This is a genomic window from Hydrogenophaga aromaticivorans (genome assembly GCF_013387465.1).
Lineage (GTDB): Bacteria > Pseudomonadota > Gammaproteobacteria > Burkholderiales > Burkholderiaceae_C > Hydrogenophaga > Hydrogenophaga aromaticivorans.
This window is the reverse complement of the sequence record NZ_VYGV01000011.1, coordinates 118,849-144,618: the sequence shown is the minus strand read 5'-3', so window position 1 is coordinate 144,618 and position 25,770 is coordinate 118,849. Positions and strand designations below refer to the sequence as shown.

The 25,770-nt window shown below is 58.1% G+C and carries 30 protein-coding genes and 1 pseudogene; 15 read left to right on the top strand and 16 right to left on the bottom strand.

The genetic code is table 11. The features are described from left to right. Nucleotides 1-796: 796 nt before the first annotated feature. The 3 genes from F3K02_RS13210 to F3K02_RS13200 are packed head-to-tail and all read right to left on the bottom strand — an operon-like array spanning nucleotide 797 to nucleotide 2,833. Nucleotides 797-1,381: a FlhC family transcriptional regulator gene (locus F3K02_RS13210; RefSeq protein WP_177136087.1), complete on the bottom strand. Its 585-nt coding sequence runs from the start codon at nucleotides 1,379-1,381 to the stop codon at nucleotides 797-799. Nucleotides 1,382-1,394: 13 nt separating this feature from the next. Then, complete coding sequence (locus F3K02_RS13205; protein WP_177136086.1) at nucleotides 1,395-1,820, bottom strand: hypothetical protein; 426 nt, start codon at nucleotides 1,818-1,820, stop codon at nucleotides 1,395-1,397. 11 nt (nucleotides 1,821-1,831) lie between these two features. After that, nucleotides 1,832-2,833, bottom strand: a complete 1,002-nt coding sequence (locus tag F3K02_RS13200) for a hypothetical protein (RefSeq protein ID WP_177136085.1) — start codon at nucleotides 2,831-2,833, stop codon at nucleotides 1,832-1,834. Nucleotides 2,834-2,977: 144 nt separating this feature from the next. Between F3K02_RS13200 and F3K02_RS13195 the strand changes: the two genes are divergently transcribed. Genes F3K02_RS13195 through F3K02_RS13185 form a run of 3 tightly spaced genes read left to right on the top strand, consistent with a single transcriptional unit; the run spans nucleotide 2,978 to nucleotide 6,632 of the window. Next, nucleotides 2,978-4,087 (top strand): TraI domain-containing protein, encoded by a 1,110-nt coding sequence (locus F3K02_RS13195; RefSeq protein ID WP_177136084.1) that lies wholly within the window; start codon nucleotides 2,978-2,980, stop codon nucleotides 4,085-4,087. Further along, a complete protein-coding gene (gene traD / locus F3K02_RS13190) occupies nucleotides 4,087-6,003 on the top strand; it encodes a conjugative transfer system coupling protein TraD (protein ID WP_177136083.1) in 1,917 nt (638 codons plus the stop codon). Before F3K02_RS13195 ends, traD begins: the two co-directional genes overlap by 1 nt. After that, nucleotides 6,000-6,632: an IncC plasmid conjugative DNA transfer DtrJ family protein gene (locus F3K02_RS13185; protein WP_177136082.1), complete on the top strand. Its 633-nt coding sequence runs from the start codon at nucleotides 6,000-6,002 to the stop codon at nucleotides 6,630-6,632. Before traD ends, F3K02_RS13185 begins: the two co-directional genes overlap by 4 nt. 433 nt (nucleotides 6,633-7,065) lie before the next feature. Here F3K02_RS13185 and F3K02_RS13180 read toward each other — a convergent pair whose 3' ends face one another. From F3K02_RS13180 to F3K02_RS13155, 6 genes are all read right to left on the bottom strand, one after another. Further along, nucleotides 7,066-8,037, bottom strand: a complete 972-nt coding sequence (locus F3K02_RS13180; RefSeq protein WP_177136081.1) for a ParB/RepB/Spo0J family partition protein — start codon at nucleotides 8,035-8,037, stop codon at nucleotides 7,066-7,068. A 141-nt stretch (nucleotides 8,038-8,178) separates the two neighbouring features. Then, complete coding sequence (locus F3K02_RS13175; protein ID WP_177136080.1) at nucleotides 8,179-8,598, bottom strand: bactofilin family protein; 420 nt, start codon at nucleotides 8,596-8,598, stop codon at nucleotides 8,179-8,181. Then, a complete protein-coding gene (locus F3K02_RS27985; protein ID WP_425485595.1) occupies nucleotides 8,588-9,070 on the bottom strand; it encodes a bactofilin family protein in 483 nt (160 codons plus the stop codon). The genes F3K02_RS13175 and F3K02_RS27985 overlap by 11 nt, the downstream gene beginning before the upstream one ends. Before the next feature lie 13 nt (nucleotides 9,071-9,083). Further along, entirely contained in the window at nucleotides 9,084-9,629 is a 546-nt protein-coding gene (locus F3K02_RS13165; protein ID WP_177136078.1) for a polymer-forming cytoskeletal protein, read from the bottom strand. Next, nucleotides 9,617-9,976, bottom strand: coding sequence for a hypothetical protein (locus tag F3K02_RS13160; RefSeq protein ID WP_218179457.1), 360 nt, complete (start codon nucleotides 9,974-9,976; stop codon nucleotides 9,617-9,619). Before F3K02_RS13160 ends, F3K02_RS13165 begins: the two co-directional genes overlap by 13 nt. Nucleotides 9,977-10,021: 45 nt before the next feature. Continuing rightward, nucleotides 10,022-10,639 carry a hypothetical protein gene (locus F3K02_RS13155; protein WP_177136076.1) on the bottom strand — a complete coding sequence of 206 codons (618 nt, stop codon included), beginning with the start codon at nucleotides 10,637-10,639 and terminating at the stop codon, nucleotides 10,022-10,024. 591 nt (nucleotides 10,640-11,230) lie between these two features. Here F3K02_RS13155 and F3K02_RS13150 point away from each other — a divergent pair. Beyond that, entirely contained in the window at nucleotides 11,231-11,686 is a 456-nt protein-coding gene (locus F3K02_RS13150; RefSeq protein WP_177136075.1) for a JAB domain-containing protein, read from the top strand. Between the two features lie 83 nt (nucleotides 11,687-11,769). Here F3K02_RS13150 and merR read toward each other — a convergent pair whose 3' ends face one another. Beyond that, the gene (gene merR / locus F3K02_RS13145) at nucleotides 11,770-12,192 is read right to left on the bottom strand and encodes a mercury resistance transcriptional regulator MerR (RefSeq protein WP_177134556.1); all 423 of its coding nucleotides are present in this window, start codon (nucleotides 12,190-12,192) and stop codon (nucleotides 11,770-11,772) included. Nucleotides 12,193-12,265: 73 nt separating this feature from the next. Between merR and merT the strand changes: the two genes are divergently transcribed. From merT to F3K02_RS27500, 3 genes are read left to right on the top strand one after another with little or no spacing between them, the layout of a single operon-like run. Then, nucleotides 12,266-12,616 carry a mercuric ion transporter MerT gene (gene merT / locus F3K02_RS13140; RefSeq protein WP_177134554.1) on the top strand — a complete coding sequence of 117 codons (351 nt, stop codon included), beginning with the start codon at nucleotides 12,266-12,268 and terminating at the stop codon, nucleotides 12,614-12,616. 12 nt (nucleotides 12,617-12,628) lie between these two features. After that, nucleotides 12,629-12,913 (top strand): mercury resistance system periplasmic binding protein MerP, encoded by a 285-nt coding sequence (gene merP, locus F3K02_RS13135; RefSeq protein WP_177134552.1) that lies wholly within the window; start codon nucleotides 12,629-12,631, stop codon nucleotides 12,911-12,913. Next, the gene (locus tag F3K02_RS27500; RefSeq protein WP_291189302.1) at nucleotides 12,910-13,122 is read left to right on the top strand and encodes a GDCCVxC domain-containing (seleno)protein; all 213 of its coding nucleotides are present in this window, start codon (nucleotides 12,910-12,912) and stop codon (nucleotides 13,120-13,122) included. Before merP ends, F3K02_RS27500 begins: the two co-directional genes overlap by 4 nt. A gap of 57 nt (nucleotides 13,123-13,179) precedes the next feature. Here the strand turns inward: F3K02_RS27500 and F3K02_RS13130 are convergent, their stop codons facing one another. From F3K02_RS13130 to F3K02_RS13110, 5 genes are all read right to left on the bottom strand, one after another. Continuing rightward, nucleotides 13,180-13,596 (bottom strand): hypothetical protein, encoded by a 417-nt coding sequence (locus tag F3K02_RS13130; RefSeq protein WP_177134550.1) that lies wholly within the window; start codon nucleotides 13,594-13,596, stop codon nucleotides 13,180-13,182. Continuing rightward, complete coding sequence (locus tag F3K02_RS13125) at nucleotides 13,574-15,490, bottom strand: hypothetical protein (protein ID WP_177134548.1); 1,917 nt, start codon at nucleotides 15,488-15,490, stop codon at nucleotides 13,574-13,576. The genes F3K02_RS13130 and F3K02_RS13125 overlap by 23 nt, the downstream gene beginning before the upstream one ends. Nucleotides 15,491-15,499: 9 nt before the next feature. After that, the gene (locus tag F3K02_RS13120; protein ID WP_177134546.1) at nucleotides 15,500-17,146 is read right to left on the bottom strand and encodes a hypothetical protein; all 1,647 of its coding nucleotides are present in this window, start codon (nucleotides 17,144-17,146) and stop codon (nucleotides 15,500-15,502) included. Nucleotides 17,147-17,247: 101 nt separating this feature from the next. Then, complete coding sequence (locus F3K02_RS27785; protein ID WP_177134545.1) at nucleotides 17,248-18,435, bottom strand: tyrosine-type recombinase/integrase; 1,188 nt, start codon at nucleotides 18,433-18,435, stop codon at nucleotides 17,248-17,250. A gap of 6 nt (nucleotides 18,436-18,441) precedes the next feature. Next, nucleotides 18,442-18,711, bottom strand: coding sequence for a hypothetical protein (locus F3K02_RS13110; protein WP_246309438.1), 270 nt, complete (start codon nucleotides 18,709-18,711; stop codon nucleotides 18,442-18,444). 181 nt (nucleotides 18,712-18,892) lie between these two features. Here F3K02_RS13110 and F3K02_RS13105 point away from each other — a divergent pair. Then, nucleotides 18,893-19,045, top strand: a pseudogene (locus F3K02_RS13105) (JAB domain-containing protein); the annotation flags it as partial. A 20-nt stretch (nucleotides 19,046-19,065) separates the two neighbouring features. Next, entirely contained in the window at nucleotides 19,066-19,584 is a 519-nt protein-coding gene (locus F3K02_RS13100; protein WP_177136074.1) for a hypothetical protein, read from the top strand. Nucleotides 19,585-19,612: 28 nt separating this feature from the next. Here the strand turns inward: F3K02_RS13100 and F3K02_RS13095 are convergent, their stop codons facing one another. Beyond that, nucleotides 19,613-19,816, bottom strand: coding sequence for a hypothetical protein (locus F3K02_RS13095; protein ID WP_177136073.1), 204 nt, complete (start codon nucleotides 19,814-19,816; stop codon nucleotides 19,613-19,615). Between the two features lie 152 nt (nucleotides 19,817-19,968). Between F3K02_RS13095 and F3K02_RS13090 the strand changes: the two genes are divergently transcribed. The 6 genes from F3K02_RS13090 to F3K02_RS13065 all read left to right on the top strand — a co-directional run bounded on the left by F3K02_RS13090 (nucleotide 19,969) and on the right by F3K02_RS13065 (nucleotide 25,692). Then, the gene (locus F3K02_RS13090; RefSeq protein WP_177136072.1) at nucleotides 19,969-20,262 is read left to right on the top strand and encodes a hypothetical protein; all 294 of its coding nucleotides are present in this window, start codon (nucleotides 19,969-19,971) and stop codon (nucleotides 20,260-20,262) included. A gap of 114 nt (nucleotides 20,263-20,376) precedes the next feature. Then, nucleotides 20,377-20,823, top strand: a complete 447-nt coding sequence (locus F3K02_RS27980; protein WP_177136071.1) for an Lcl C-terminal domain-containing protein — start codon at nucleotides 20,377-20,379, stop codon at nucleotides 20,821-20,823. 199 nt (nucleotides 20,824-21,022) lie between these two features. Then, the gene (locus tag F3K02_RS13080; RefSeq protein WP_177136070.1) at nucleotides 21,023-22,378 is read left to right on the top strand and encodes a DNA cytosine methyltransferase; all 1,356 of its coding nucleotides are present in this window, start codon (nucleotides 21,023-21,025) and stop codon (nucleotides 22,376-22,378) included. A gap of 187 nt (nucleotides 22,379-22,565) precedes the next feature. Beyond that, entirely contained in the window at nucleotides 22,566-23,312 is a 747-nt protein-coding gene (locus F3K02_RS13075; protein WP_177136069.1) for a hypothetical protein, read from the top strand. Further along, on the top strand, nucleotides 23,302-23,826 hold the full coding sequence (locus tag F3K02_RS13070) for a hypothetical protein (RefSeq protein ID WP_177136068.1): 525 nt from the start codon (nucleotides 23,302-23,304) through the stop codon (nucleotides 23,824-23,826). Before F3K02_RS13075 ends, F3K02_RS13070 begins: the two co-directional genes overlap by 11 nt. A 120-nt stretch (nucleotides 23,827-23,946) precedes the next feature. After that, complete coding sequence (locus tag F3K02_RS13065) at nucleotides 23,947-25,692, top strand: PRTRC system ParB family protein (RefSeq protein ID WP_177136067.1); 1,746 nt, start codon at nucleotides 23,947-23,949, stop codon at nucleotides 25,690-25,692. The last annotated feature ends 78 nt before the right edge of the window (nucleotides 25,693-25,770 follow it).

The window sequence follows — 25,770 nt, the reverse complement described above, 5'->3', positions numbered from 1 at the left end:
AGGTTGGCCTGCAGCACAGTCACAGCTCGCCAGTGGTATTCCCCTGCCCGCGCCAGAGGAACGTCAGCAGTGCCTTCGCGGGTCAGGGCCGTTGCCACGTGGGCCGGACTGTTGCACTGGTCGACGAGAGCGAAGGCTAGGGCGCTCCGTTGCAGCTGCATGGTGTCCTCGATGGCGTGCGCCTGGGCTGGAATTTTTGGGCGCTGCTCAAGTCACTGGTCTCCAAGGTGTTGGAGACCGGTTTAAAGCTTGAGAACCTGGAGTTGCCGCCCACCATGCTGCTGGACAGCGGTACCGCAGCGCTGACAGGTGACACCGGCGCGAGGGTGGGCATGTTGGAAGGGCCAACTGCAGGCCGAACAATTCATGCAACTGGTGGCGCAGGGCATCCATGTGTGGGACGCCACCTCCACCACGACAGGCCGCTCGATGCCCGAAATGAAATAGGTGAGAACCTACGCCCGGGTCATGTCCAACGGAAAGGATGTCCTGGCCAAGAAGGAAACGGAGGAGTTGAAGCGCAGGGTACAGGGGATCTCAGAAGCAATTTGTTGGTGCGGCGAAAACGGCTGCGCAAAAATCGACTTCATTTGGGGGAGGCCCATTCAAACGCCGTGTCATGTACATGCATGCTGTTGTTCAAATGGCGATTGCCGATAGCGTGGTGGCAACACACCCTCGTAGCGGGCCAGCCACCGCTAGCACCTTGAGTCACATTCATTGCTTCCGAATATCGGTGATTTCTGATGTTTCGACTCAACCCGATCAGGATGTGGTCGTCAGATCAAGTGCAAGATCAACCACAGTTCGGACAAACCTGAGAAGCCTCCAGGGCAGTTGAAAGAAAAAGTGAACTGCACTTCTTGCACCGCTTCACCTTCAATTGACAGAGCCTATTCCCAGAAGCATCAAGCTCATCGGTGTAGACGTTGCACAGAAATCGACCGCGTGAATACGGAATAAGATAATTCTGATCCGAAGAACGCATTGCCGGGTCGTTCATCCAGGTCTTTCGGTCCGAACCACTGGCCGTCATTCGGGCGTAATGATAGTACGCATGAGCAAACGCGGCGTAGGATGGCATGCTCCGTTGGCACTCGCCATATAGCGCAAGAATCATCGCAGCATGGAAACGACGTACCGTTGGCTTGAGATACCACATGAGGTCCCCTGGTTGTTGCCCAGGAGGGGAAATTCTTTGGTTGATCTCAAACCAGAGTTTTCGTGCTGTCTTGTCACTCAAGGAGGTGTCAGTGGCAACGATGCAAGCTCGGGCACCGAGCTTGATCATGAATTCACCCCATTCAATTTGAGTGCTCCCGATTCTTGGGTCGTTGATGGCCCGCCACGATTCTGACGAATTCACGATTTCATTGGACATGATCGCGCCTGACTTAGAACTTGCTGCGGCGCAAGGACCGCTCAAAAACAGGAAGTGGAAGATGTTTGGTAAGTTCAGCAACTGTCCCAGAGCTTCCAACGCCATCTTGAATGATGGACTTCAATATAGCCTCGTCTTTAATCTTCAACTCAAAGAGCGGAAAACCTAGAGCTGATGCAAGAAGCGTCTCTCGCCCGGCAACGTTCTCGATGAGGGTATCAAGGAAGGTTTCTGAAACACCCAGCAAAGAGGGGGAGAGGGGATCAGCCCGTCTGAGGCGTGCCGCAGCAACGTATAGGCGAAGAATGGCTCGATTGGCCTCTGTGATTTCAGCTTGAAGTGCTGGGCCAACCACTTGGGCTATGTTGGGAATGGAGGCTTTTGAGTGATCGGTCTGGGGAGGTCCCGACAGTGTCCCGTCATGTGAATTTGCGAGCATGATGATGATGATCAGTTGGATTCGAAAAGAGTTGCCAGTTCACGTACATCAAAAGCAATGGTCTTGAATGCTTCAAGATTTCCTGATTCGGTTTTGATAGCCTGAACACGACTGGGAGTCCAAATTCTTCTAAGGTGCTCAATGGTTGTCCTTAGATCATCAATCGTCTGTTCCGATTCCTTTCTGGATCTCAAGTTGGCCAATTGCTCTTCATTGCTGATGAGTTGACTATTGATCGCCGCAAGAGAAGCGCTAGCTTCTTCAATCTGCTTTTGCAGCTTCCGAAGTTCCCGCATCGAACGTTCTGCATCTGGTTGAACTGTTTCGACGGTTACCGGTTCACGCGTGGCCACATTTTTAAGACGTTCGTTGGCCGATTCGAGCAGCTGGTTCTTTTCCCGCAACTCACTAACGGCCGCATCATTGGCCGCCAGCTGACTTGTCATTTGCATTAACGCTGTATCTTGCCCTCGAACGCGATCGCGGGCTTGCGCCAATTCTTCACGCAGCTCTTCAATATCTGCAGCGGTTGGAGCTTTTTTTGTACCGTCGTATTGGTCAACAAGCTTTGCAACGATCTCAACCTGTTCATCGCCTTCGGTCATCGAAAGCGTGCGGATTGCGCGCATTGACATGGTCTCGAACATCTCATTGATGTTGCTTCGAGACTCAAGATCATGGTGGTCTAGGATGTTTGCCATTGACCGACCAGCCGCGATACTCCGTCGAACGTCCAGAAGGGTCAAACCTTGAGGCACGAAGTTCGCTTCAACAAAACTGGTCCAACCTGCTTCCCCAGATTTGCGGAAATGCTCTTTGCACTTGTATAGCGAAAGGCATAGCCGCATGCTATTGGTCTTGATAGCACCTAGGCTTTCATTCACCAGATTGGAAAAATAGACGATTGCCGTCCTATCGGACTCGTCCTCAAAACTCGTTGTTGAAAGGTCAACGTTACGCGGCATGGAAAAGCCCATACCACCGCTCACGTTGACCATCATCTCAGCCCTCATGCGTGCTCCTTGCCTGGACGGATATGTTGGTCAAGCCGAAAGGATGTCTGAAAGACCATCGTTTCGACTGCTAAATCGACATCAAATCAAATTCAATATGCAGTAGTGTCCCTCTCTGTGTTCTCAATAATCGTCCAAGACTCAATGAAAATCAATCCCCTCGATCTGGAAGCTTTGATTCGTTGTTATATCCCCAAAGATTCACTTCAAGAACTCGCCAGCGCCGTCGGAGATACAACCTTTGTTGACTTCTATCTGCCCGTACTTGAGCGCTATGTAGCACGAGTTGGGGAGATTCCATTTTCCGAGGGGTCTTATTCTGAGCGGGGTGGTGCGGTCAAGTGTGGCTTCTTCTCCGCGCACCTAGCGCTGAAGCTCTGCAGTAAAACAATTTTCCAACCCAAGGCAACCGCACAGGAAAGAATGACAAATGATGATAGATACCGCTGGATGGCCTTTATGGCTTCACTTGCAGTTGTCTACTTATGCACGATTTCGAAGGTTTCAGTCTCTTTTGATGATGGAACTCAGGAGTACTCTTTCGCGGAGGACGAAAGCCTCGTTGAGCTGGGGCGAACACATGAGGTTTCATGGACACTCCAACCCACAACAGGTATCCAAACGACCCACCTATACCTCAATGAGCTCTTCTTTCCAGGTCAACTTGCGGGACTCACAAGCGTTCAGATTCGGGACCTGGCTGTTGCGATCAATCCAACCTTGAGTTCATTGCCGGGTGAAGGACCACTTGCCATCCTGGTACGCACGGCGATCAACCAAACCATCGAAATTGAACGCAAGCGACGCCTGTCTGAGATCCCAGACGAGCAAGCGACGCAAAATAATTTTGCTGCGAGTGCAAAAGCGCCTCTTGCACAGCTGCAGCAGGCAGTCGATGAAGAAATTAAATCGAAAGAACTACATAGTGTGGCAGGGCAGGAGGCTGTGGGATCTGACGGTGGCGATTCACCGAACGAACAGAAGGAGGCGCAACAGCCTCTCACGCCGACCCAGCAGCGTGCGGTTGACTGGCTTCGTGGTCTTGCCGCGATGCCCACCCTGCAGACAGAGATACGCATCCGGGATGGGGGACTGCTGATCTCAAGAAAAGCCCTGGGGTTCGGCGGGGTGGCATCGAACAACTATTCGATGCTCCATGAAGCCGGATTCGTTGCTGAAAAGCGCGAGGGTGCTGTCCTTTGCAATGAGGCTGCATTGAATGTCTTCAACTCCAATAAACCGGAGGCCATCTGATGAGTGCAAGACGATTTGAAGACATGTTCAGGCCAGCTGGTGAAGTGTGGTCTGTCTTCGGTTGGGCCAGTTCAGTCCTGACATTGCTGATTGCACGGCCTCCACTTTGGCCCATTCTGATGTTGATTCCCATTGCCTTGATGTTCACCAGGATCAACGACGTAAAGAAGTTAATGGGATTCAGGGCCGCAATATCGGTTGCTCGAATGCGAAGTCTCACCCTAAAGGAGATGCTGGCCAGATCGCGAACCATGCGCCAGAAGAAAGAACTCCTTTCAATCGGTCGTGGATTTACTTGGGGGCAGTCTCATATAGAAACAGCCGTGCAGGTTCTCAATAGGAATTCAAATGAACTTCCGGATGTGCCTGTGTGGATCAAGAAAGAAGCCTCAAGGCTGGCATTGATACCTAAAGAAAAGATGGGTATCGCTGATAGGATAAAAAATGCAGCGGTGAGTGGAATCTTCCCCAAAGGCAGCAGGCCGGTGCTTGACTCTGATATCGGTGCTGCATGGATTCATGGAATTGGTGTAGCCGAGGAGGCTGATATCGGGATTCCGTTCTCTGCACTTCCAGGCCACACCCTAATTACTGGAACAACCCGAGCAGGAAAGACGAGGCTGTATGAGGCGCTGACAGCACAGATCGTCGATATGGGTTCGGCGTTGATCGTCATTGATCCTAAGAAGGACATTGATTGGGTCAGTATGCTCAACACGATGTGCAAACGAACTGGGAGAAAGTTCCTGTATTTCGACCTTGCACAGCCACATAAATCAGTGAGATTGCAGCCATTGCAGAACTGGAACAATATCAGTGAGCCTGCAACACGCATCGGTCAACTGGTCGATGCCGATGGCAGCTTTGCGGCATTTGCCTGGAAAACGCTCTATCGCGTGCATCGCGCATTGATTGCTGCCGGTGAACGGCCCACCATTCGCAATACCAAGCGATACGTTCAGATCGGTGTAGAAGGTCTTGCGGAGAAGATTCTCACCAACCATTTCTTAGCGAAGCATGGAGCAAACTGGGACCAGGACTTGCGAAACCTACCGACGTCTGGCAAGAACGCGATGACGCGGCTCGACTGGTGCATCCTCAAATACATGACGGAAGGGGATTCCGATGACACCATCGACGGGATCATCTCGATGGTCAGGCATTCCAAGGAACACTATTCGAAGATGATCCAGGTCCTTGAACCGATATTGGAGATGCTTGGGTCGGATGAGGTCGGGGACCTGCTTTCCCCTGACCCCACAGACACTACCGATAAAAGGCCAATTTATGACATGAGAAGGGTTCTTGATGAAAAGTGCGTTCTCTATATAGGCCTTGATTCCCTGAGCAACAAAACCATTGCTTCGGCAATTGGTTCAATCCTACTGGCCGACCTTGCTTCGACTTTGGGGTCTATCTACAACTTTTCAAAACCGACCGATGCATATCTATTTGTTGATGAGGTCGCAGAGGTTGCAAATGATCAATTGATTCAGATTCTCAACAAAGGTGGCGGTGCTGGCATCAAGTGCTTTCTTGCGATGCAGTCAATCGCTGACTTGACGGTACGACTGGGCAATAGCAAGGAAAAATGTGAACAGGTGCTGGCCAACTTGAACAATCTCATATCTCTGCGCGTGAGGAGCATTGAAACGGCTGCTTATATCAGTGAAATGTTTGGCAGAGTTCAGACGCGGTCGCTTGAGGTTTCATACAGCTCCGGTTCTGAATCCAGCGCTTCATTTACCGAATTCAGATCAGGTACTTCCAGATCGCTCAAGTCAGAAGAGACTTCTCTGGTGCCTGCTGAATTGCTGACCCGGTTGCCTCCGTTGCACTATTTCGCCTTCACGGCTGGCCGTGGGATGTACAAAGGGGTGATCGAATTCATTGAAGCCAATAGGGTAGCTCCATGATTGAAGTCAAGAACCAATTTGCTCGCCACACCTTGATGTGGATTCTGGTGCTTCCATTTTTGGCAATATTTCTGATGCCAGCTTTGATGAATTCACATGCACTCATCCTTCCAGGGTCTGAGATTCAGGTGATGCAGCGATTAGGACAGGACGTTGATGTTGTGACGAGACGCGCCAACTCTGCATTCAAGGTGCTGCTGGTCGACACCGGTATCGTCAGAACGATGGAGAAGCTATTCAAGGCCAAAGCAAGCCACACAGATCCATCTGCTGTGAGGAATTCAGCCAAGATCAGCGAAGGATACTTGAATGGGATGTGGAGCATGCTCTACCGCGCAATTTGGCGCATGGTGGGACTGTGGCCGGTTCTTTCAGTGATGTGCCTGGCCTTTGTCGTGCCTGCAATCGTTGATGGATCAGTGAATCGGTCCACCAAGCTGAGCATGTTCAAGCCGCACAATCCCGTGTTCTTCTGGGGTGCGACTCATACGGCCATCTCGACCATGGGTATCTTCATGTTTCTTCCATTTCTGCCCATCCCGTTGAGCCTCTGGGTGGTTTATGGAGTGGTTGGACTGGTCGCGATGGCTCTGTGGACAACGATGTCGAACCTTCAGACAGGGACTTGAGCGGTGCGCTCCAGGAAGGTGGTGGACATGGGGCAGCTCCTGTACGACGGTAGACCACATCGCTGGTTGTCGATTTCAGCGAAAACGAACGAAGAGCTCGATGAATTGGTCCTCTTCGCTGAGGGGAAGGGATGGTCACAAGACCCGTTCTACCAGGGCACAGACGTCGAGTTGGGCTGGCCAGCTGTATGGATGAAGAAGGAAGTCGACCCGGGCCACACCAACGATGAACAGCCCTCGGACAGACCTTGAACCTGCCTAGCCGTGCCCTATTGTGGTGCGAAGCTGGCCTTACGGCGCCTTCGGACCTTCGAAACGGTCGATTTTGGCCAAAATTTGACGGAAAAATGGACCCATTGGGTCCATTCTCTTCTGGCGTCTAATGAACGGATTCCATACTACTCATGTGTATATGGGCCGATCATCGCTTGGCTCAGGTCAGATCGAGGGTTTCCTGGCCTTTGGGATCGCCTTCTGCGGGCAGCTGCTTGGCGGCCTTCTTGCTGGAAGACTTCTCACTGGTAGCGATCTGATTCAGCAGTTCTTCAAGTGCCGAACGGGTCTCGGGCGCCAGATTCACAAACCCTGGATCGCTCTGGATGCTCTTGAAGGTCTTGAGCAGGGTCGGCGCGTGCCGACGCGCAATACGGATCATGGGGTCCACCATGTGGCGGCCAGTGGCCTTTTGCCGGCCTTGGGCTTTCGCCTGGCTCATGGCCTCGGTGAGCACTTCGACGGCCTTGACGCCATGCTGTTTCATCGTCGACAGAGCGGTGGTCGGTGAAATGTCACCGCGGGCGATCATGTCGCGGATTTGTGGATCAGCGCTGGCAAGAAGCAGCATGTCACGGACGTGCTGAGAAGTGCAGCCAAGGCGAGCGGCAATCTGGCCCTCGGTCCAGCGAAAATTCACAAGACGCTTGAAGACTGCGGCCTTCTCCAACGACTCCAATGGGCGGCCGCTGTTGCTGGTGACGAGACCCACGGTCAGGTCCTCAATGGACTGGGTTTGTTGCTCTTTGCTGATGACGATCGGGATGAGTCCCAGGTCTGCGCCCTCAGAGGATGCAAGGTCATACGCTTCAAGGCGGCTATGACCATCGGTCACAAAGATCAGGGATTCAGCGGAATCGCCTTTGGAGACGTAGCAGGTCAAGGGCTTGTCTTGCTTGAAACCTTCCGCCTTCATTTGATCCGCAAGCCATCGAACGTGCGCAATGTAGGACTGCGTCCGGATTCGAACGTTGAAGCCAGGCATCGTATGCAGGCTGCTCCGAGGCACATTCCAGAAGTCCCGCGAGGTCCCGCCGGCAGCCTTCGCTGCTTCTCGGGTGCTGGAACTGGCAAGGCGGATGGTGGGGATTTGGTCGAGGTTTTTCAGATTGATGGTGTCGTTGCTGGTCATTCGCGTGCTCCTGGTTCAAGTAGAAGGTGTATGAACCAAGGTAGGCCATCAAAAGAGCAAGTCAAATCTGCAGCTTTCGCCAGAACGGCTGAAAAATCATTTTCAGACGACCACCGCTGCCCCACCGCCAATGTGATTCGATCAGGCAGGGATTGCGCTCAACTTGCCTTGGATGGCGGCCTTAGAGTGGATGGTCACTCGGGCGCCATAGCGCAAGTCGCCATCCACAACGGCCTCAGCCATCACTTCGAGAGCGAGACGTGCATGGGCCGTTCCGGTGAATGCACCGAGGACGACAACGAAGTCTGCGGTGACCGTCGAGTCTTCAACGACACCGCCCGCGCCAATAACAAGTAGTGATCCACGACCAAGATCAATTTGGCCGCGAAACCGCCCATCGATCAGGATGCTGGCATCCCCGTCGCTCTGAAAATTCCCTTCGACCATCGAATGCGGGTCGACGGTGCTGTCGAAGTCTGAGGACGTGGCGCCAGAAAATTGCTGCGGCAACGAAGTGCAGCGCTCCAGGCCTATCGAGGTGGTCGTGGTCTCAACGGGCATTGGGTGAGAAGAATGCTGCATCTAGCAAGGCGTCGCCAAGTTGCAGTGATCCGTAGCGCACCCGGCCGCTCAATGCGGCGCCGTCGTGCACAACCAGGTTCAACGACTGGATATCAGCGCGGACCACTCCACGAATTTCCACATCACTGCAACTTATCGTGCCGCGGACATGGCCCGACTTGCAGACCTCCACGCTCCCAGCGCGGACACCAGCTTGCCAAATACCACCCTCTACACGGCCTTGAACCATGAGGTGGCCGTGGAGGTGAAAGTCGCCAGAAAAAGTTGTTTTGGAACCAATTCTGCTGCCCTGTGAGAGGCCGAGCGGTGGCTGTTCAGACCCCCGCCAAACGCCAAGCTCCACCTCAACACTGGTAGTTGCAGCTGGCCCGGTCTGGGAAGATGGTTGTGGCTCGGGTGCCTTGACCGGGGAGCATGGCAGGCTGGGATGAGCAGTAGGGCGAGAACGCATGTTCTGACCAGAGTCAGCGCGAAAACACAGGCGTCCGTGGACGGCCACGTGAGAACAGTTGATCCAACTCATCATGAATCTCGACCCGGTCTTGTGCCTCTCGTGGCTGCTCAATCGGCTGCTCTTCGGAGGCGTCAACTTGCTGTTGATGCAGCCTAGGATCTTGCTTGAACGTGCTGACAGGCCCACGCAGGTCTGCGCCGTGGTAGAGCATGACAGAGGCAGCGTGGATCGATCCGGTACTGATTGCGCCGTTCGCGATGCACACGCGCCCATGGCATTCGAGTCGCGCATGTTCGGAGGACTCGAAGGTTTCGCCAATCCTGCCGAACACATAGGTGTTGCCATGCACCACGACCCGACCCTTGACCAGGCCGTCATCCCAAATGATCAGATGCCCACGGACAATGATCTCGCCGGACAGAGAGCCTTGCACTAACAGGCCCTCATCGAACTCCAGCAGACCTTCGAGGCGACCCCCTGGGCCCACACGATGCTCTATACCCATCGCCAGTGGGTCAAGGGTGAGAACGTCGGGGTTGTTCTTCAGAGCATCCACAATGCAGCTCCCATGATGGCCAGCGTTGACAGAAACAGCGCAATCGAGCCGGCGACCAAAATCAGCGCGCGTTGCTCCAGCCAGAGCCGGATTGCAGTAGGGCGCCGAAGCGGGACCCCTTTGGATTGCTGGATGTGGGTGAGCATGGCCCGATCCACCCAGGACTCCGGCAGCAAACGGCGTCGTGAATCGAGCTGGATGCGCAGGCCCGATGTGCGAGCCTGTCTTTTGGTGACCCGTTCACCGAGAAACACCGTCATGGGACCACCAATGATGCTTCTGCAGAAGAAGGCATTCACCATCTGAGCGTCTTGACCGAGGGACGCACTCGTGGTTCTGGTGGGCATTTGCGGTTTCAAAAGTGCTTCCTTGAAGGGTGATGTCGAAAAAGCCTACACCTCTTCCGTCTCGGTGCAACGTTGCTCCGACTCGAACTGCCCGGAGTAGCTGTCCACAGAGAGGTGCATTGCTCTTGCCTTGAAGGCGAAGTAGGTTAGCTGGGAGGGGGCGAGCATGGCGAATCGTTGACGCCTGGTGATGAGGCCGGCCTTTTCCGCGTTGATGAGCAGGCAAAAGGAGGTATCAAACTTCTTGAATGCTCGCAACCAAGAGGCTGTCAACGGATGGATCACTTGGACAACCATCTGGCGAGGACGCATCCAGGTCTTGTCCAGTGTGGAAAGGCGAAGCATTTTGAGTTGGTAAGCCAGGTCATCCACTTGCCAGTGCAGCTCATCAAGGTCCTTTTTGATGAGGGCGCTGTACGCGGGGTCCAACGCATTCAAAAACAGCTTTGCGCTCACGATGTTCCAGTCGCGCCGCATGATCCGGGACATGGGGGAGGTCTGCATCAGAAGCTCGGCTTCCGCTCGAAGGCTTGCCCTGATTTTTTCAAGCCTGTGAGCATTCTTGAGGGAGATGACTACCGGGTCTGTGGAAGCCTCTATGGCAGAGTCCAGAGCAGTGTCTGCCTTAAGATTGTCTTGCTCGCGCGGTGTATCGTCATGCATTGGTGGCTTCCGTGTGGCTCCTAGTCGATTGTTGCGGCCACACCAGACACAAATGAATTTGAATGCTTGTCGAAAAAGAGTAGCTTTCGACTTGCGCGATCAAGAATGTTCGGGCAACAATCGAACCATCCTGTAACCCGTTTCTACGGAAGGATGTTCGACGAATGCGTGCTCCACACCAGCCCGTCGAGCAACATATCTGCAACCCTCACCGGTTGCCTTGCTGGATCTGACATCCCAGCTCGCAAAGTACCCCAACATGGGTGTTTGACTTGTCGGTCAACTGGTGAACCTGCCAGCTTCGTCTGATGTCTTTGACGTTGGAGAAGCAGATGGTCCATTTGGGTCAGCAACCTGTTTGCATAGCCCTGATGGCTGTGTATGGTTGCCATCCCATGTTGTGTGGTTGACGAAAGTCGCCGCAGCACCCCCCTTGAGCCCTTCGGTGGCTCAAGGGGGTGTGGTCTTTGCTCCCACACCCAATTTCTCCCCCTGTTTGAATGCTGCGCTGCAGCCGATTCACGCATGAAGCCCGTTCATGCGTGAGTTGACCTTGTCCGCTTTCATCAACCCCAACTATTGGGAAAGCACATGGACATTCAAACCACAAGCAACACGGAGCTATTGCGCTTGGCCTTCGGTCTCAGCGTCTATGAAGCTCAGGCCGCGGAACGGGAGCTTTTCAGACCACCTGGTGAGCTGGTGCCAGATGGCCACTGCGTTCAAGAAGGCCTCTTCAACTCATTTGGGTGGGAGCAGCGGCTGACCGCGGCACGTGAGCTCGATAGGCGTGCCGCAGATCGTGAACGCAAAAAACTGTTGAGCCCAGAGTCCACCTATGGGTGGCTGCATCGACGCATCGGGCACCTCGAATACGAAGTGTTTGTTGTGGTCTTTTTGGATGCACAGAACAAGGTGATCCATCTGGACGAGCTGTTTCGTGGGACGACCAACCAGACTTCGGTATACCCCAGGGAGGTTGTCAAAAAGGCGATTCTCCACAACGCCTCAAGCGTGCTGCTTTCGCACAACCACCCCTTATGTTGATTTCAAGGTGTTCACCGAGGAAGCGTGTCAACGCGCCAGAGATGGATGGGGAACACAGCTTCGCTCCACTGCGCCGCGCGGAATCACGTCAATGGCGCCGCGCCAGCGAGATGAACCGAGGCGATCATTGGACAGCTCACCTTGCCCCGAACGGCGCGGCAGCGTCCGACCATCTCGTCGAGCACCGCCTCGATGCGTTGCAGGTCGCCGATCTTGCTTCGAATCTCACCGAGCTTGCGCTCGGCGAGCTGCCGCGCCTGGCTGCAATGGGTTCCGTCCTCCAGCCGCAGCAGTTCCTGCACGTCATCGAGACTGAAGCCCAGCCGCTGCGCAGCCTTGATGAAACGGATGCGCGCGGTGTCTGCATCCGAGTAGCGCCGGATGCCACCGGTGGGGCGATCGGGCTCTGACAGCAGAGCGCGGCGCTGGTAGAAACGCACCGTTTCGACGTTGACCCCCGCCGCGCGGGCGAGCTGGCCGATCGTCAATGCAACTTCGTTCGACATGGTTGACTCCGTACTCAGGTACGGAAATATTATTCCAGCCATGGAGCTTCGCACACGAACAGAAGGAAGTCGCATGTCCAGCCATGGATCCGGCCGATGGGCCTTGGTCAGCGGTGGGTTGGCCGCCGGCCTCGCATCGGCCTGTTGCCTCGGGCCGCTGGTGCTGGTCAGCGTGGGCCTGGGCGGTGCGTGGATCGCCAACCTCACCGCGCTGGAGCCGTACCGACCCGTGTTCATCACCGTCGCATTGGGGGCACTGGTGCTGGCCTATCGGCGCGTATATCGGCCAGTCGAACAGTGCCGGCCTGGCGAGGTGTGCGCGGTGCCGGCCGTGCGCCGCGGGTACCGCATCGTGTTCTGGGTGGTCGTCGTGCTGGTGGCGATTGCGCTGGGCTTCCCGTACGCGGCGCCGTTGTTCTACTGAAAGGGCTTGTCCATGAAACCTCGCCACATCGCCATCCTCCTTGCCGTGCTCGTCGCGCCGGCGTGGTCTGCGACGAAAACCGTGACACTGTCGGTGCCGGGCATGAACTGCGCAGCCTGCCCGATCACGGTGAAGAAAGCCCTCACCAGGGTCGCAGGCGTGGCCAAGGTCGACGTGAGCCTGGACAGGCGCGAAGCGGTGGTCACGTTCGACGACAGCCAGGCCGCTGTCGGGCAGCTCACTGGCGCGACGACCGACGCGGGCTACCCGTCGACGATCAAGGAGGCGGCACGGTGAGCGCCGTTGTGCCGCAGTCCACGCTGACCTGTCCGTCGTGCGGGCACTCGAAGGCCGAGACCATGCCAACCGACGCGTGCCAGTTCTTCTACGAATGCGAGCGCTGCCACGAGCTGCTTCGGCCGAAACCGGGCGACTGCTGCGTGTACTGCTCGTACGGCTCGGTGCCATGCCCGCCGGTGCAGCAGCAAGTGAAGTGCTGCGGTTGATCGTTCGCATGCACGGCTGCGCGCCCGCGTCAGCGCTCATGGCCTGCGCTGCCGGGCTCACTTGTGCTGGATCGAAACCAGCTTGGGTTTGACGTGGCGGCGCAGCTCAGCGAGCTCGCGCTCGCGACGTTCCAGCAAGGTTTGGCTCTCTTGCCAGGCACAGAAATAGTGATCGACCAAGGCGGCGATCATGGCCACTTGGTGGTGCAGGCTCCGGTTGTCGGCGCGCAGTTGCTCCAACGCCAGTGCGGAGGGGCCCGATGTTCGCCGTCGACGATGTTGCAGTCGGTGAAGCTCGATCAGGATGTCGGGGTGGTAGCGGTACAGCGCGTTGCGCGAGACGCCAGCGAGTTCGCACAGCGCCTTGGCCGTCGGCGCGGCACCCCCATCCGCCGCCGTCAACTGCGCGAGGGCATCGCGAAGCCGCTGCGCCGGTGCGACCTCGGTCGGATCATGGGGCGGTGTGTGGGCCATGACCGGTTCCCGGGTTGTCCGCGTCGATCGAGTGGATCAAGGCACGGGCCTCGTTGAGCCGCTCGCGCACGATGCGCAGCGTCTGCAACGGCAGCGCAGGCTCGTCGAGCAGCGCTTCGTGCCGACGGACCTGCTCGACCCAGTAGGCGCGATGCTGTTGCGACACCACGAAGTTCTTGCAACGCCCGCAGGTGGAGGGCTCACGGCGCGCCGGATTCGGTCCGGCGGCGTTGCCCAGGCAGGCGCTGTGTTCCTCGCGGTAGACACAAAATCCCCAGTCGCACACGCCGAGCACGAGGCCGGCGTCCACCAGCAGCCGGGCGTAGCTCTTGAGGTCCTGTTTGAGCCGGGCCCCCCGAAAGTGCGGGCGTTTGGCCACGATCTCGGCGCCGGCGCGCCCGCCCAGGCCGGGTGCGGCGAGCATGTGCTCCCAGGCCGCAGTCGATTGTTCGAGGATCTCGGTCTCGATCTCCTGGTTGAGCCGGTAGTCGGAGCCGGCGTAGCCACAGTCGGTGACGGCGCGCTCGCGATGGCCCAGGTGCTGCGCGAGAGCGAACAACGCCGATCCGTCGCGCAATGCCGCGAACCGTGCGAAGGTCTTGCGCCCCTGGTGCGTGGAAAGTTGCCAGGTTCTGCCCTCATGCTGCGGCAGCCCGAGCCACACCGCAAAGCGCTTGAGCAGCAGTCGCATGCGCCTGGTCGACACGATACCCAGCGTGCCGGGGCATGGGCGCTGCCACTCCGTGGCACCTGGGGTCTGGCCACGGCGCAGCCACAAATGGGGCCGCCCAGACTGAGCGCGATGCCCGGCCGACAAGGCTTCGAGGACGGCGATGGCGGTCGCGGCCACCGGCGGTGCAACCCATTCGTGTGGCCGCCCGGCGTACTCCGGTTGGCGCTTGAAAATCGCACCGACGATCACGGTGATCTCTTCGGCGGCGGCGCCGCCACGGCGCTGCACGCAGCCCGCCTGGAGGTGCAGGATCTCACTGGCCCGCGGTCCGACGAGGTACGAGATGACGACGAAGCATGCCGCGTAGAGCATGTCGATCGCCTGCGTGAGCGCACCGACCGTCAGGATCGGCTGCGGCTGGCCAGGCACCCGGACACGTGCGTGACGTAAAGCGCGCGTTGCCGCATTGGTGCAGGCGTCGGTGAGGTAACCCTGCTGTTTGGCGGCTCCTACGGCCTCGGCATAGACATCCCTGGCCTGCAGGATCGGCGTTGCACCACGTTTGACCAGATCGATGGCGCCCTGGACCAGCGCCACCGCAACGGCCTGCGGGGTGTACGGCCAGCGACGGACATCGGCGTCGTGCACGCCAGCGACATCGCCTTGGCTGCGCCCCGGAAAAGGGTCGATGCGCAACCCGTCGTCGAGTTCATCGCGAAAGCGATACAGATACGTGAGCAGGTAGAGGTACTTCTGCACCGTCGTGGGGGCGAGCGTGGGGCGCCGAGTTCCCGGTCTCAGGGCAAGCGCGCGCTGGAATTGCAGCAGTGCTGTCGCGTCGAGATCGGTGAAGCGAGAGAAGCCGGCCTGATCCATCCAGCGCACGAGTTCGCGCAGGTAGTTGAAGTAGCCTGCAGCCGTGCTCGCACGCTGCGGCAGGCCGGTGCCCAGCGAGCGACTGCGGATGAGCGCGATGAGCTGCTTGCTGCTGTGCAGCAGCGCTGCATACCGATGTCCCACGAAAACTTGCCCGCCCGGGAGCTTGAAGCGCCAGTCAACGCGCACCGGCTTGGCCTCTTCGAGCGCGTTCGTCGGTTTGAAGACCCAGACCGGGTCGTCCCAATCGGCGTCGAGGAACCACGCACGCGCTTCGGGCGCCTGTGCGCGGGTTCGGCTCCTTGGGGTCGGACTGCCGAGAAGAAGGTTTGCCGCTGCGCGCATGGGGCCAGCTCATCGAAGATCGGGCAGCGGTGGCAGCTGTGCCACCAAGGGCAGGGCGGCCGCGAGTTCGCGGCTGGCAAAGCGAGGAAGGATGTCTTCTTCCAGGATGCGCAACTGCGGCGCGTAGAAGGCCTGCCAGCGCGCTGGATGCAGCAAGGCGGCGGCAGCCCTCATGTGGTCACGCGCCTGGAGCAGCCGAGCCAGCGTCGGCGGATCCGGCGTGATGATGGCGTTTGGACAGGTGAAGCAGCCCATGAAATTCGTGCACAGTTCACCGGGGTGCGTCCCCGCCGCCGCACCGGCGAAGGGGTCCTTGCAGCCGAAGCCGAACATCGACACGACTTCGCCACCGGGCACCGGTGAGCGGTAGCCCCTGGGATTGATGGGGCGACGCTGGGATGCGCTGGCTGCGGCGCGCTCGATGTGCCCGATGAAGGCCTGTTGGAGGGCGGCCATGCGAGAGCGGTGCTGCGCCTGGACCTCGGGCGTCTGGACGTAGCGCACGGTGGTGGACAAGTGCGCATGGTTGGCGATCGCCTTGACGCGGCGCAGGTCGCCCGAGGCGCGGTAGAAGCTCGCGAGCACCCCGGGACGGATCGACACGAGAGAGAACCGCGGCAGGCCGTGCCGCTCGCAAAATGCCTTGACCAGGTGTTTGGCTGCGCCACAAGTGAGTGCCGTCACGCCGCGCAGGGCTTTGTAGAGGAACAGGCGATCACGCTCGGTCACGCGCGCCAGGGGTCGCAGCCGTTCGTTCCACGCGAGCAGTTCCTCAATGAGCGCTGGCGGTTCGAAGCAGTCGGCGCTGCTGAACGTGCGCCGCTGGATGCGGTGGGAGCGGGCCTTGAACCACACGAGCGCCTGGCGGTCATCGAGCAGTGGCAGGGACTGCAGGCAGTCGCGACCGAGTTCGGCGATCGGTTCGGGGTTGCCCGCTGCGTGAGCCATGATGGCCAGGTAGTACGGTAACAGCAGTTCGGCGCGCGGATAGAGGCACGGTTCGACCTGCCTCACGCCACCGAAGCGCTGGAGGGTCGTCCGCACGGTGCACTGCCCGGGTCGCGACAGGTCGCGCGCGCTGGGCACGATGCCATCGCATTGCCGATCGATGTGTTCGAGCAGCCAGCCGAGGGTTCCCGGCTGGCCGGCGTCGGCGATGCGTTGCGCCGCAGCGGCCTCACGGCCAGCACGGATGCGAACAATGTCTGCTTCGCAGGCCTTCAGCAACGCCCGCAGTTCGCCCGCAGGCATCTTGTCGTGGGGTCGGGCATCGCGGTTGCGCCAGGGGAACGGGTTGAATGGGTACTCGATGCTCGCAACACGCCCGGGGCGGCAACGCTCGATCCACTGCAGCAGTTTGCGCAGGGTCGTGAACGCGCTCGCCCGACTCGACTTGGTCCACGGCTGGCCATCTCGCCGGCACTGGGTGTTCAACCACTCGACGTAGCGCAGGAGCGTGCCACCATGAACGTCGGCCAGGCACCTGATGGCGCCGGATTCTCGAACGAAGCGCTCGAAGACCAGGATGTGGAACCAGCGCACGGGGATACAGCGCTCGGCCATCGCGCCAAAGTGGCACCAGAAGGCCTCGGCCAGAGCACCCTGGACGTCCGCGGGCAGGTCGAGCGAGCCGAAGTCGATGACGGTGCGTCGCACCTGGCGAGGCGCCTCGAACCGAGCGGGCGCTGCTCCGCCCTCAACGAGATCGGCGCTGTGCGTGAACCCGCGAGGCATTGGGCGGCGGCGAGTGCCCACGGTCACGGCACCTCCGACAACAGCGTGTCCAGCACTTCTCTGAGCGTGCCGGCCTCCACGGCAATGGCGCGCAGGTAGCGATCGGTGGTCTCGATGCGCTCGTGTCCCATGAGCACCTTGACGACCATCAGCGGGTTGATCGCGGCGCCCGCGCTGGCGAGCTGCTCCAGGCGAGCCAGCAGCATGCACGCGAAGGTCGCCCGCAGCAGGTGCGTGGTCGCCTTGAATCCGCAGGCCTGGCCGGTTCGGCTGATGACGCGCTGATAGGCGTTCTTGCCAACGTGCGCACCGCGCGCGTTGACGAACAAGGCGGCGGGATCGGCAACGCGTCCTCGGCGGTGGGCGGCACGCTGCAACCAGGCCCGCCGGTGCCCGGAGCGATACGCTGCCGTCTCGTCGAGCAGGCTCGCCGGGGCGACCACGTAGCCGGGCTTGCGGCCCTTGCGGATCACTTCGATGGTGTGATGCGACACCGTCCGTACTGAAGGCTTGCTGACGTCCTGGACGCACAGGCGCAGCAATTCGCTCACGCGCAGCCCCGTATAGAGCTGCCAGCGCGCCATCAGGTCGTACGGCGGTGGCAACGTGGCCAGTAGTTCCCGCGCCTGCTCCGACACGAGCGGACGCGGCAACGGCTCGAACTGGCGCAGCACGAACAGACTGTGATCGGTTGGCCGGCTCGCATCGGCGCTGCAGGGGCGCAGCTGCCTTGCTACGCGGAAGTTGTGCTCCGTGCCGGCCAAGGGGGACGCCACCAACCAATGCGTGCGCACCGCCCAGTCGTAAAACCGCAGCACGCCGCGCACACGGTGGTTGATGGTGGCGATGCGATACGGTCTGCCGGTGTGCGCGCTCGGCTGCGTGAGCATCCGGTTGCGATAGGCCACCAGGTCCACGGCGTCAGCGCCATCCCACCGAACACCGTTCTGCTCCAGGGTCTCGAACCAGTCGTAGAGCACCTCGGCATAGGTCCTGAGCGTATCGATCGTGTGGGCGCGCTGCACGAAGTGTTCGTGCAGGAAAGCGACCGCCGGCTCGATCAGCTGCCACTGCGCCGTGAACAGGAGCGGGAAGCCCGTCGGCCTTGGTTCGCGCAGCGCAACTGCAGGCGCTCGCGCCGCTGCCGGCGCTAACCGATCGATCACCTCGGACGGATCCGGCAGTGCCGACTTGCGAACGACCTGGACCACGCCGACCTACCTTGCGGTCAGCCGCTTGACCGCATCGACAAACGACAGACCGAGCACATGCATCGCCAGATCAATGGCGCCGCCTCCGCCAGCGCAAGCTCGCGTGTCGTACCACTTGACGCCCGTGGTCAGTATCTCGAAATCACCGAGCGCGGTGCTCGCGTGCCAACGGCAGCTGTGACGGTCCTTGACGGGCAGGTAGGTTGGATCAAGCTTGACGTGATCGGCCAGCAAAGCCAAGGCATCGCTGGCCGGCATCTGGCGAAGCTGTGCCAACGTTGGAGCACTGAATGATCTGCGAGCCAGCATCACCGCGAACCCCCATGGAGTTGCCGCAAAACGCGGGGCGCGCCGGGCTACTCGCCTCTGAAAGAGGCTTGGGCTGCTCGGGCATGCGCCAGTCTAAGCAGATCTCCTGATAAAGCCAATCGTGTTGACACACGCGAATGCAACCTAACACCCATCAGGCGAACTTCAACCGAGCCGTTCGGACGAAGCACTCACGCAAACCCTGAAGTCTGCTCTGCAGCTGATCGATGTGCGTGTGATCGACCACGTCATCGTGAATCGGAGCGCATTCTTCTCGTTTGCCAACGCCGGGCTTCTTTAGTCGAGGACGATCTGTCGTGGATGCAAGCCATCCACTGCTTCTTTGCAGATCCTGCAGACATCAAGCCAGTTCGAATATTCATGCCCATCCAATTGAGGATGGGCTTTCTCAAGGCCCGTGCTTTGAGAAAGCCCAGCCTGGCTCTCCTCCATTTGTTACCAACCTTTTGGAACCGAAGGAGAGACGCGATGTATCAGAAGAAGCTTGTTCCTGGCTGTGTCGTGTATGCATTCGTGCATTACGGAAGCCAGACCAAAGTGCGGCCTGCGATAGTGATAGAAGTTCAGGACGATCGCGTCTATTTGTTGCTCGGCTCAACCAAGGGCCTTGTCAACGATCCGACGACCGTTATCGTCTCAGAAGAGAGTGCGTTGAAAAGTATGGGACTGCGGTTTCACACTCAGTTCCATTGGGGTGGCGGTGGCAACCAATGGGTCTCTGTACGCAACGTAGAGAGGATCATCGGCCACACGCCGAGTGATGTACTTCAGAGGGTGGGGGTTGCGTGGGCGAACGCCAAGTTCAACCGCGTGGTCTAGCGGGCTTTGAGTGAGTCTTCGGACTCACTCAAAGGCCTGCGTCCTTGCATATCTTTTCGAAGGTGCTACTTGGCAGGCCCATCGCTTCAAAGCGCTTGGCCATCACGTTCACGTCATGGTCTTTGTCCGTGGGCAGCGTCTTGCCGGCGTCGAAGTCCGCTTTGACTTGCTCAGCCGTTTGAGGGTCGTAGCTCTTGAGTTGCTCGCCGACTTCTTTGCTGGAAGTGGTCATGGTGATCTCCTGAGAATTGGATAAAACGTGGTTCATCCTAGCGCATGCGGCGCATTGTTCAACGTGCATTTTGCTGTGCATCTTCTGCAGATCAAAGTGCATTGCACCACCCTTTCAACACAACCGCTATGTGCGGATATAGAAAGGTATCCATGAAACTGAAACTCACAGCACCACTCGAAATCGCCGCGATCTCAGGCGCGAAGATGGAGCTGCTCCCCGTGCCCATGACTGTGGGATTCCCGAGCTCCAAGGGCGCACCATGGCAGAGCTACTGGACCATGTTCCTCAAGCCCAACGGCAAGCGGATTCCTGTCGACCCCGATGCTGTCAAAAATGCCCAAGAGTACATGCGACTGCATCAGACCGAGGCACTGAGCGAAGATGGCGAAATTGCATTCACCATCGTGGGCAACGAACTCATCGAGTGCCGTCCTCAGGGCTGATCTGTCACCCAGCCAAAGCCCGCTTCGGCGGGTTTTCTTATGCCTGTTGAGGGCATAAGAAAGCCCACCGGCTGTCCCTTTCAATAGACCCCTGTGTATGGGGAGAAAGGCACCATGAAACCTACCAATTGTGAGCCCATGACCAACAACTCGGATCTTGAGCTGCACCAGCACGCATGCGAGCGCTTCAGTCCAAATATGGCCGGCCATGATGTGATCGCGAGCAGCCAGCTTCAATGGCTTGTCGCGTGCGATGAACGACAGATGCGGTACACGAACTGGGGAGACGGTCGCCCAGGTGATGTTTCCGAACTTGTTGACCGAGTCAACGCCAGTCCAACGCTGAACCATGGCCACGACGATTGGCGTGTTCCGACTATCGACGAGTTGCAGACCCTTGTTGGATCAAATGCCTCACCCAAAGACGGGTGGTACTGGTCTTCGTCCAGCTACCAAGGTCTGCCAGGCGAGTTCTGGGTTGTGGACTTTTCACACCCGGGTCCCGGCTACCACGTGTCTACAGCACCGGGATGGGTTCGACTGGTTCGCACCAGGAATTGATCCATCGCGCGAAGCTGGACAAACAGAGCCTGCCCCTTTGGGGGTGGGCTTTCTACTGGGCAATCCCAGCAGAAAGCCTATCGGCTTACCTCCTTCCAACAGCTGCCAATTTGCAGCATCAATAAGGAGGCCAAAAATGGCTATTCGAAAGTACTTGGTCCAACAGATAGGACAGAACAAGGGTGCTCCGAGGATCTACATGGAAACCCAGTTCCTGGCGTTGGCGGGCTTTGTGCCTGGTGCGGCCTACAACCGCAAAGTCGATGACGGCAAGATCGTCCTCCGGCTCGATGACTATGGGCAGTACCGTGTGTCCAGAAAGGAACGCGGTGGCAAAGTCTTTCCCGTCATCGACATCAACAGCAAGGAAGCGCTATCGGCATTGGATGGCCTCAAGGCTGTCCGCCTCGTGATTCAGGATGGAGTGATTAGCGCGATGCCTATTGCATCCGAGGCCAACGCACGCAGACGGCTGCGGCGTTTGCGTGAGAACCTATCTCGTGGCCAGCTGGTCAGCGCCTCTCTCTCGCATGGTGGAGGCATCTTGGACAACGCTGCACACCACGGGTTGGCAGACGCCGGCATCGAAGCACAAATGGCCTTCGCCAATGAAATCGATGACGATCTGATGGAGCACTCCAGAGGCAGGAATGAGGTCTGGGGTGCAGGGAGCATGGGCCTCGCGGCTCCAATGCAGGAAGCGGTGCAAGACGAGTGGCTGATGCAGCGCATACCTCAGGTTGACGTGCTGGCAGTCGGTATCCCTTGCTCAGGTGCATCCCGGGCTGGCGCCTCCAAGCGAGGCCTGGACATGATGGAGTCGCATCCTGAAGTGGGGCATCTGGCGGCGAGCTTCTTGATGGTGGTCCAGCGCACGCAACCGGCCGTTGTGGTCGTCGAGTGTGTCAAGGAATACCAGCAGACAGCTTCGGCTCAGATCATCCGACAACACCTGCGTGACAGTGGCTACAGCGTGAACGAAGTCATCCTCAACGGGAAAGAGTTCGGTGTGCTTGAGAACCGCACCCGCTGGTTCATGGTCGCCGCCACAAATGGTATCGAGGTGGACCTTGCAGGCATTGCGCCTGTGTGCAACCCCGTGCGAACAGTGTCAGAGGTACTTGAAGAAGTCCCGCTGGATGACCCATCCTGGCGAGACTTTCAGTATCTCAAGACCAAGGCGATTCGCGACGCAGAAAAGGGCAACGGATTCGGTATGCAAATCGTCCACCCAACGGACACCAGCGTGCCGGTTTTGCGGAAGGGCTATCACAAAGGTGGATCAACCGATCCTCTACTCGCGCACCCTGATCGAGATGGCATCTACCGGCTCTTCACTGCAAAGGAGCATGCAAGGATCAAACAGGTACCTGAGCACTTGATCGATGACATGGCACAGGGCAGGGCTCACCAGTTGCTGGGCCAGAGCGTGCTGTATGCACTGGTCAAAGCACTGTTTCGAAGACTTGGACAATCCCTGAATGTCTGGGATTCGGAGCTTCATCAAGGGCAGCGCAGTACCCCTGTCTACAACCTTGCGAGGGCAACGGGTTGACATGGCTTCTGGCCGTCACCGTGTCACCAGGTGATGTTCTTCTTCGTGAACTCAACGTTGTCGAAGACTGAACCCATGCCCCCACCCGGGGGCATTTTTGTGGTGATGGGTGTCATCACAAAAATGCTTCTGAGCAGACTCTTTCATCAACCGCCGCACATGCCGGCATCCAATGAAGGAAGTTCAAATGAATTCTCATCTCGTCAAAGTCGCCTTCACCTTCGAAGCTGAAGTGCAAGTGCAGGCGCAAGACCTCGATCAAGCACATTCCATCGTTCTCGAATCCTTCGGCTGTGTCGGTCCATCCTGGCAGACCAGTGATGACCGAATCGCATCGTGGGATGCCGGTGTCCACGCCGAAAAGTGCATCCGTGTCCTCCCGCAACTCACAGGCCTCCGGCAGGAAGGTGGCCTCGTAGCCACAGGGAAGCAAACGTGGAAGCAGATTGCAGAACTGCAGGAAAAGGCGAGTGTGGCCGTGATGGTCCGAGACCTCTCCGAGGTTGGTGTCGAGCTTGTGAAGCTCTTTGTTCAAAATGCCGACCTTGAGAGCGTCGAAATCAAGCTCAGCAAAGCCTGCTACTACAGCGACGATAGCGAGGCGGGCCTCGCATATTCTTTGAACGCAGACATCGAATGGAAAGACCTCGACGGTGACGACGTTGCCGGCGAATCTGTCGATGGCGATCTGCGAGGTTTCATGAATGACGATGTCATCGAAGAAGGACTTCGCCACTTCATGAACGATGACTTGTGCAAGGCCGTGATCTCAGCATCCACTGACAGACGTGTGCGCGTGCGCATGCAAGACGTACAGCACTTTTTGGCACAAACCAGTTTCGATGGGTTTGATGTCTTCAAGGCCTTGGCGTTGATTGATGGCAGTGGTGTGGATGCGGCCCTGGGCGGCATGGAGGTCGATCATGTCGGGTGATATCAACGCTGGTCTTGACGCAAGGAATCAGCTGATTCGAGACGAACTCGCCGCGGCAAGGCTCAACCTCTTTGACAAGCTGCAGAGGCCTCTGATTGGCGACATCGTCCATTGGCCCAATGGGCATGTGCGGCGGATCAGCCATGACTTGGAGTGGGAACTGCAAACCAGCATCGTGGGCAGCTTCTTCGCTTTTCGTAGTGGACATGGCAGCTTCTCGGGAGCCCTGAAGGATGCACAGCCACTGGACTTTTTCGAGAGGACCGGGGAACTGCAGGAAGGACTGTTCTGGTTCTTCAGCCACAACGTCACCGGGGCAGGTAGAGCTGTGGATTGCACGCTGCCGTGCAGGGTCTGGCGTCTGGTTCCATTTGCGAGGGACAGAGCGCAAGCGGAATGCCATCCGCGTGCCCTGCGGTCCCTGGACTTTTGGGGAGAAGGGCACATCGAGTACGAAAAGGTCATCGCCAAACTGATGAACCCGCCCGTCATTCAAAACCCTGAAGCCCATTGATCCAAAAAACAGAGTCCTCCACGGAGGGCTTTCTAACGGACTTTTGAAGAGCCCGTTGGAAAGCCTTTGTTGGCTTGCCTATCTCTCAACACTGCAACTATGCAGAAAGGATAGGTACTCGTGAAAACAGAAGAATTTCAAGGGCAAAACATTCAGGTTTGCCGAATCAAAGCTGGTCGAAACCCGCGCCAGCACTTCGATGAAAAGAGCATGACAGAGTTGGAAGACTCGATTCGTGCCATGGGTGGTCTTCTGACGCCCATTCTCGTCCGCCGTGACGCTGATGACTTTCAGCTGATTGCCGGTGAGCGCCGCCTTCGTGCGTGGCGAAAGGTCTATGGTGATGAAGCCTTCATCCCAGCGATGATCAAAGACATGGAAGACGAACTCGCCGATGCAGCTGCATTGACCGAGAACATCGCCCGTGAACCGATGACGCCGTTGGAAGAGGCTGAAGCAGCTGCCAAGATTCTTGGGGACTGCAAAGGTGACCGGGCTGAAGCCGCCACACGCATGGGTTGGAGTGTGACAACGCTGGATAAGCGTCTTGCGCTCATGTATGCGATCGAGCCGGTGCGCCTGGCATTGCATCAGAAGAAGATCTTGCTGGGGCATGCTGAGCTGCTTGCGGTCTGCCGAAAGGAGACCCAGGTTTCCGCTCTGGCCATGCTGCTCAGCTCGCAGAAGCAGATGACGGTTGAGGCATTCAAGGATGTCATCAACTCGGCTGCGTTGGTTCTCGACAGTGCGATCTTCAACAAGGATCAGTGCGCTGGCTGCGTCCACAACTCTGGCAATCAATCTGCGCTCTTCGCCCAGGTCATCAATGGCGGGCGCTGCACCAACAAGCAGTGCTACGACGAAAAGACCGAAGCAGAACTTGCGGGCCGTGCAAACGCGCTGCGTGAGGAATTCCAGAACGTGCGAGTCGTTCGCCCCGGCGAAAACTTCACCGTGATCCCGCTGGTGGCCGAAGGCGCCAAGGGTGTTGGCATCGAGCAGGCGCAGGCCTGTCGCGCGTGCCAGAACTTTGGTGCGGTGGTCGCTGCAGCGCCGGACAAGCTGGGCAAGGTGTTCAAAAACCTCTGCATGGATGTCCCCTGCAACACCACGATGGTGGCCAAACGGGTGAGCGATGAGGTCGCAGCAGCAAAGGCTGCTGAAGCCGCGAAGCTCACTCAGCAGGCCGCCAACCAGGTGACAACACCCGCAAGCCCTGGCCCTCGTGAGAGTGGTGCGGCGGCCGGAAAGGGGGCAACCCCGCCCGGCAACGACTCGGGCAAGGAAAAGGACAAGAAGGTGGTCTACCCCGAGCCGTCGAATCGCGTGAAGGAATACCGGGAAGAGTTGTGGCGCAGCGTGTTCAAGCGCGTCGTCTCCAACGCTTCTCTGGTCAACAACCGGGCTGTGCTGCTGGCTATTTGCTTGACGCACCCTGGGCATCTCGATGCTCAAGGACTCGGCACCGACCTCAAAGCAATCCTGGGTGGAGAGAGCTCGCATTCCTTCGGGAAGGTGCTTGCAACCGTTCTTGACCTGCGTGAGCAGGATCTGGGACAGGCCATCAGTGCGATTGCAGGCAACGTCCGCTCCGGCCCCATGGGCATGGGCATCGAAGACGTTGTGAGTGCACTCAAGGCCCTCGAAGTGAAGCTCGCCGACCACTGGAAGGTGGACAAGGGCTTTTTCGAGAAGCTGACGAAGAACGAAATCGATGTCGTCGCCGGCGAACTCGGTATTGCCGCGGCCATGGACAAGGAGTATGCGAAAGCACGCGCCTTGGGCAAGGAAGACTTCATCAAGGCGATTCTCGAAGTCAAGGGCTTCGAGTACCGAGGCCGCATCCCCAAACTCGTGAGCTGGTAACAGCCTGCGAATCAACTCAAAGAAGGAACACCACTGCAGCAATGCGGTGGCTCCGACACATCTCAACTCTTTTGAAAG

Excerpts from the sequence above, each read along its gene's own strand:
- F3K02_RS13210 (WP_177136087.1), bottom strand. The coding sequence starts at position 1,381 with ATGTCCAATGAAATCGTGAATTCGTCAGAATCGTGGCGGGCCATCAAC.
- F3K02_RS13205 (WP_177136086.1), bottom strand. The coding sequence starts at position 1,820 with ATGCTCGCAAATTCACATGACGGGACACTGTCGGGACCTCCCCAGACC.
- F3K02_RS13200 (WP_177136085.1), bottom strand. The coding sequence starts at position 2,833 with ATGAGGGCTGAGATGATGGTCAACGTGAGCGGTGGTATGGGCTTTTCC.
- F3K02_RS13195 (WP_177136084.1), top strand. The coding sequence starts at position 2,978 with ATGAAAATCAATCCCCTCGATCTGGAAGCTTTGATTCGTTGTTATATC.
- traD (WP_177136083.1), top strand. The coding sequence starts at position 4,087 with ATGAGTGCAAGACGATTTGAAGACATGTTCAGGCCAGCTGGTGAAGTG.
- F3K02_RS13185 (WP_177136082.1), top strand. The coding sequence starts at position 6,000 with ATGATTGAAGTCAAGAACCAATTTGCTCGCCACACCTTGATGTGGATT.
- F3K02_RS13180 (WP_177136081.1), bottom strand. The coding sequence starts at position 8,037 with ATGACCAGCAACGACACCATCAATCTGAAAAACCTCGACCAAATCCCC.
- F3K02_RS13175 (WP_177136080.1), bottom strand. The coding sequence starts at position 8,598 with ATGCCCGTTGAGACCACGACCACCTCGATAGGCCTGGAGCGCTGCACT.
- F3K02_RS27985 (WP_425485595.1), bottom strand. The coding sequence starts at position 9,070 with ATGCGTTCTCGCCCTACTGCTCATCCCAGCCTGCCATGCTCCCCGGTC.
- F3K02_RS13160 (WP_218179457.1), bottom strand. The coding sequence starts at position 9,976 with ATGCCCACCAGAACCACGAGTGCGTCCCTCGGTCAAGACGCTCAGATG.
- F3K02_RS13155 (WP_177136076.1), bottom strand. The coding sequence starts at position 10,639 with ATGCATGACGATACACCGCGCGAGCAAGACAATCTTAAGGCAGACACT.
- F3K02_RS13150 (WP_177136075.1), top strand. The coding sequence starts at position 11,231 with ATGGACATTCAAACCACAAGCAACACGGAGCTATTGCGCTTGGCCTTC.
- merR (WP_177134556.1), bottom strand. The coding sequence starts at position 12,192 with ATGTCGAACGAAGTTGCATTGACGATCGGCCAGCTCGCCCGCGCGGCG.
- merT (WP_177134554.1), top strand. The coding sequence starts at position 12,266 with ATGTCCAGCCATGGATCCGGCCGATGGGCCTTGGTCAGCGGTGGGTTG.
- merP (WP_177134552.1), top strand. The coding sequence starts at position 12,629 with ATGAAACCTCGCCACATCGCCATCCTCCTTGCCGTGCTCGTCGCGCCG.
- F3K02_RS13130 (WP_177134550.1), bottom strand. The coding sequence starts at position 13,596 with ATGGCCCACACACCGCCCCATGATCCGACCGAGGTCGCACCGGCGCAG.
- F3K02_RS13125 (WP_177134548.1), bottom strand. The coding sequence starts at position 15,490 with ATGCGCGCAGCGGCAAACCTTCTTCTCGGCAGTCCGACCCCAAGGAGC.
- F3K02_RS13100 (WP_177136074.1), top strand. The coding sequence starts at position 19,066 with ATGCAAGCCATCCACTGCTTCTTTGCAGATCCTGCAGACATCAAGCCA.
- F3K02_RS13095 (WP_177136073.1), bottom strand. The coding sequence starts at position 19,816 with ATGACCACTTCCAGCAAAGAAGTCGGCGAGCAACTCAAGAGCTACGAC.
- F3K02_RS13090 (WP_177136072.1), top strand. The coding sequence starts at position 19,969 with ATGAAACTGAAACTCACAGCACCACTCGAAATCGCCGCGATCTCAGGC.
- F3K02_RS27980 (WP_177136071.1), top strand. The coding sequence starts at position 20,377 with ATGAAACCTACCAATTGTGAGCCCATGACCAACAACTCGGATCTTGAG.
- F3K02_RS13080 (WP_177136070.1), top strand. The coding sequence starts at position 21,023 with ATGGAAACCCAGTTCCTGGCGTTGGCGGGCTTTGTGCCTGGTGCGGCC.
- F3K02_RS13075 (WP_177136069.1), top strand. The coding sequence starts at position 22,566 with ATGAATTCTCATCTCGTCAAAGTCGCCTTCACCTTCGAAGCTGAAGTG.
- F3K02_RS13070 (WP_177136068.1), top strand. The coding sequence starts at position 23,302 with ATGTCGGGTGATATCAACGCTGGTCTTGACGCAAGGAATCAGCTGATT.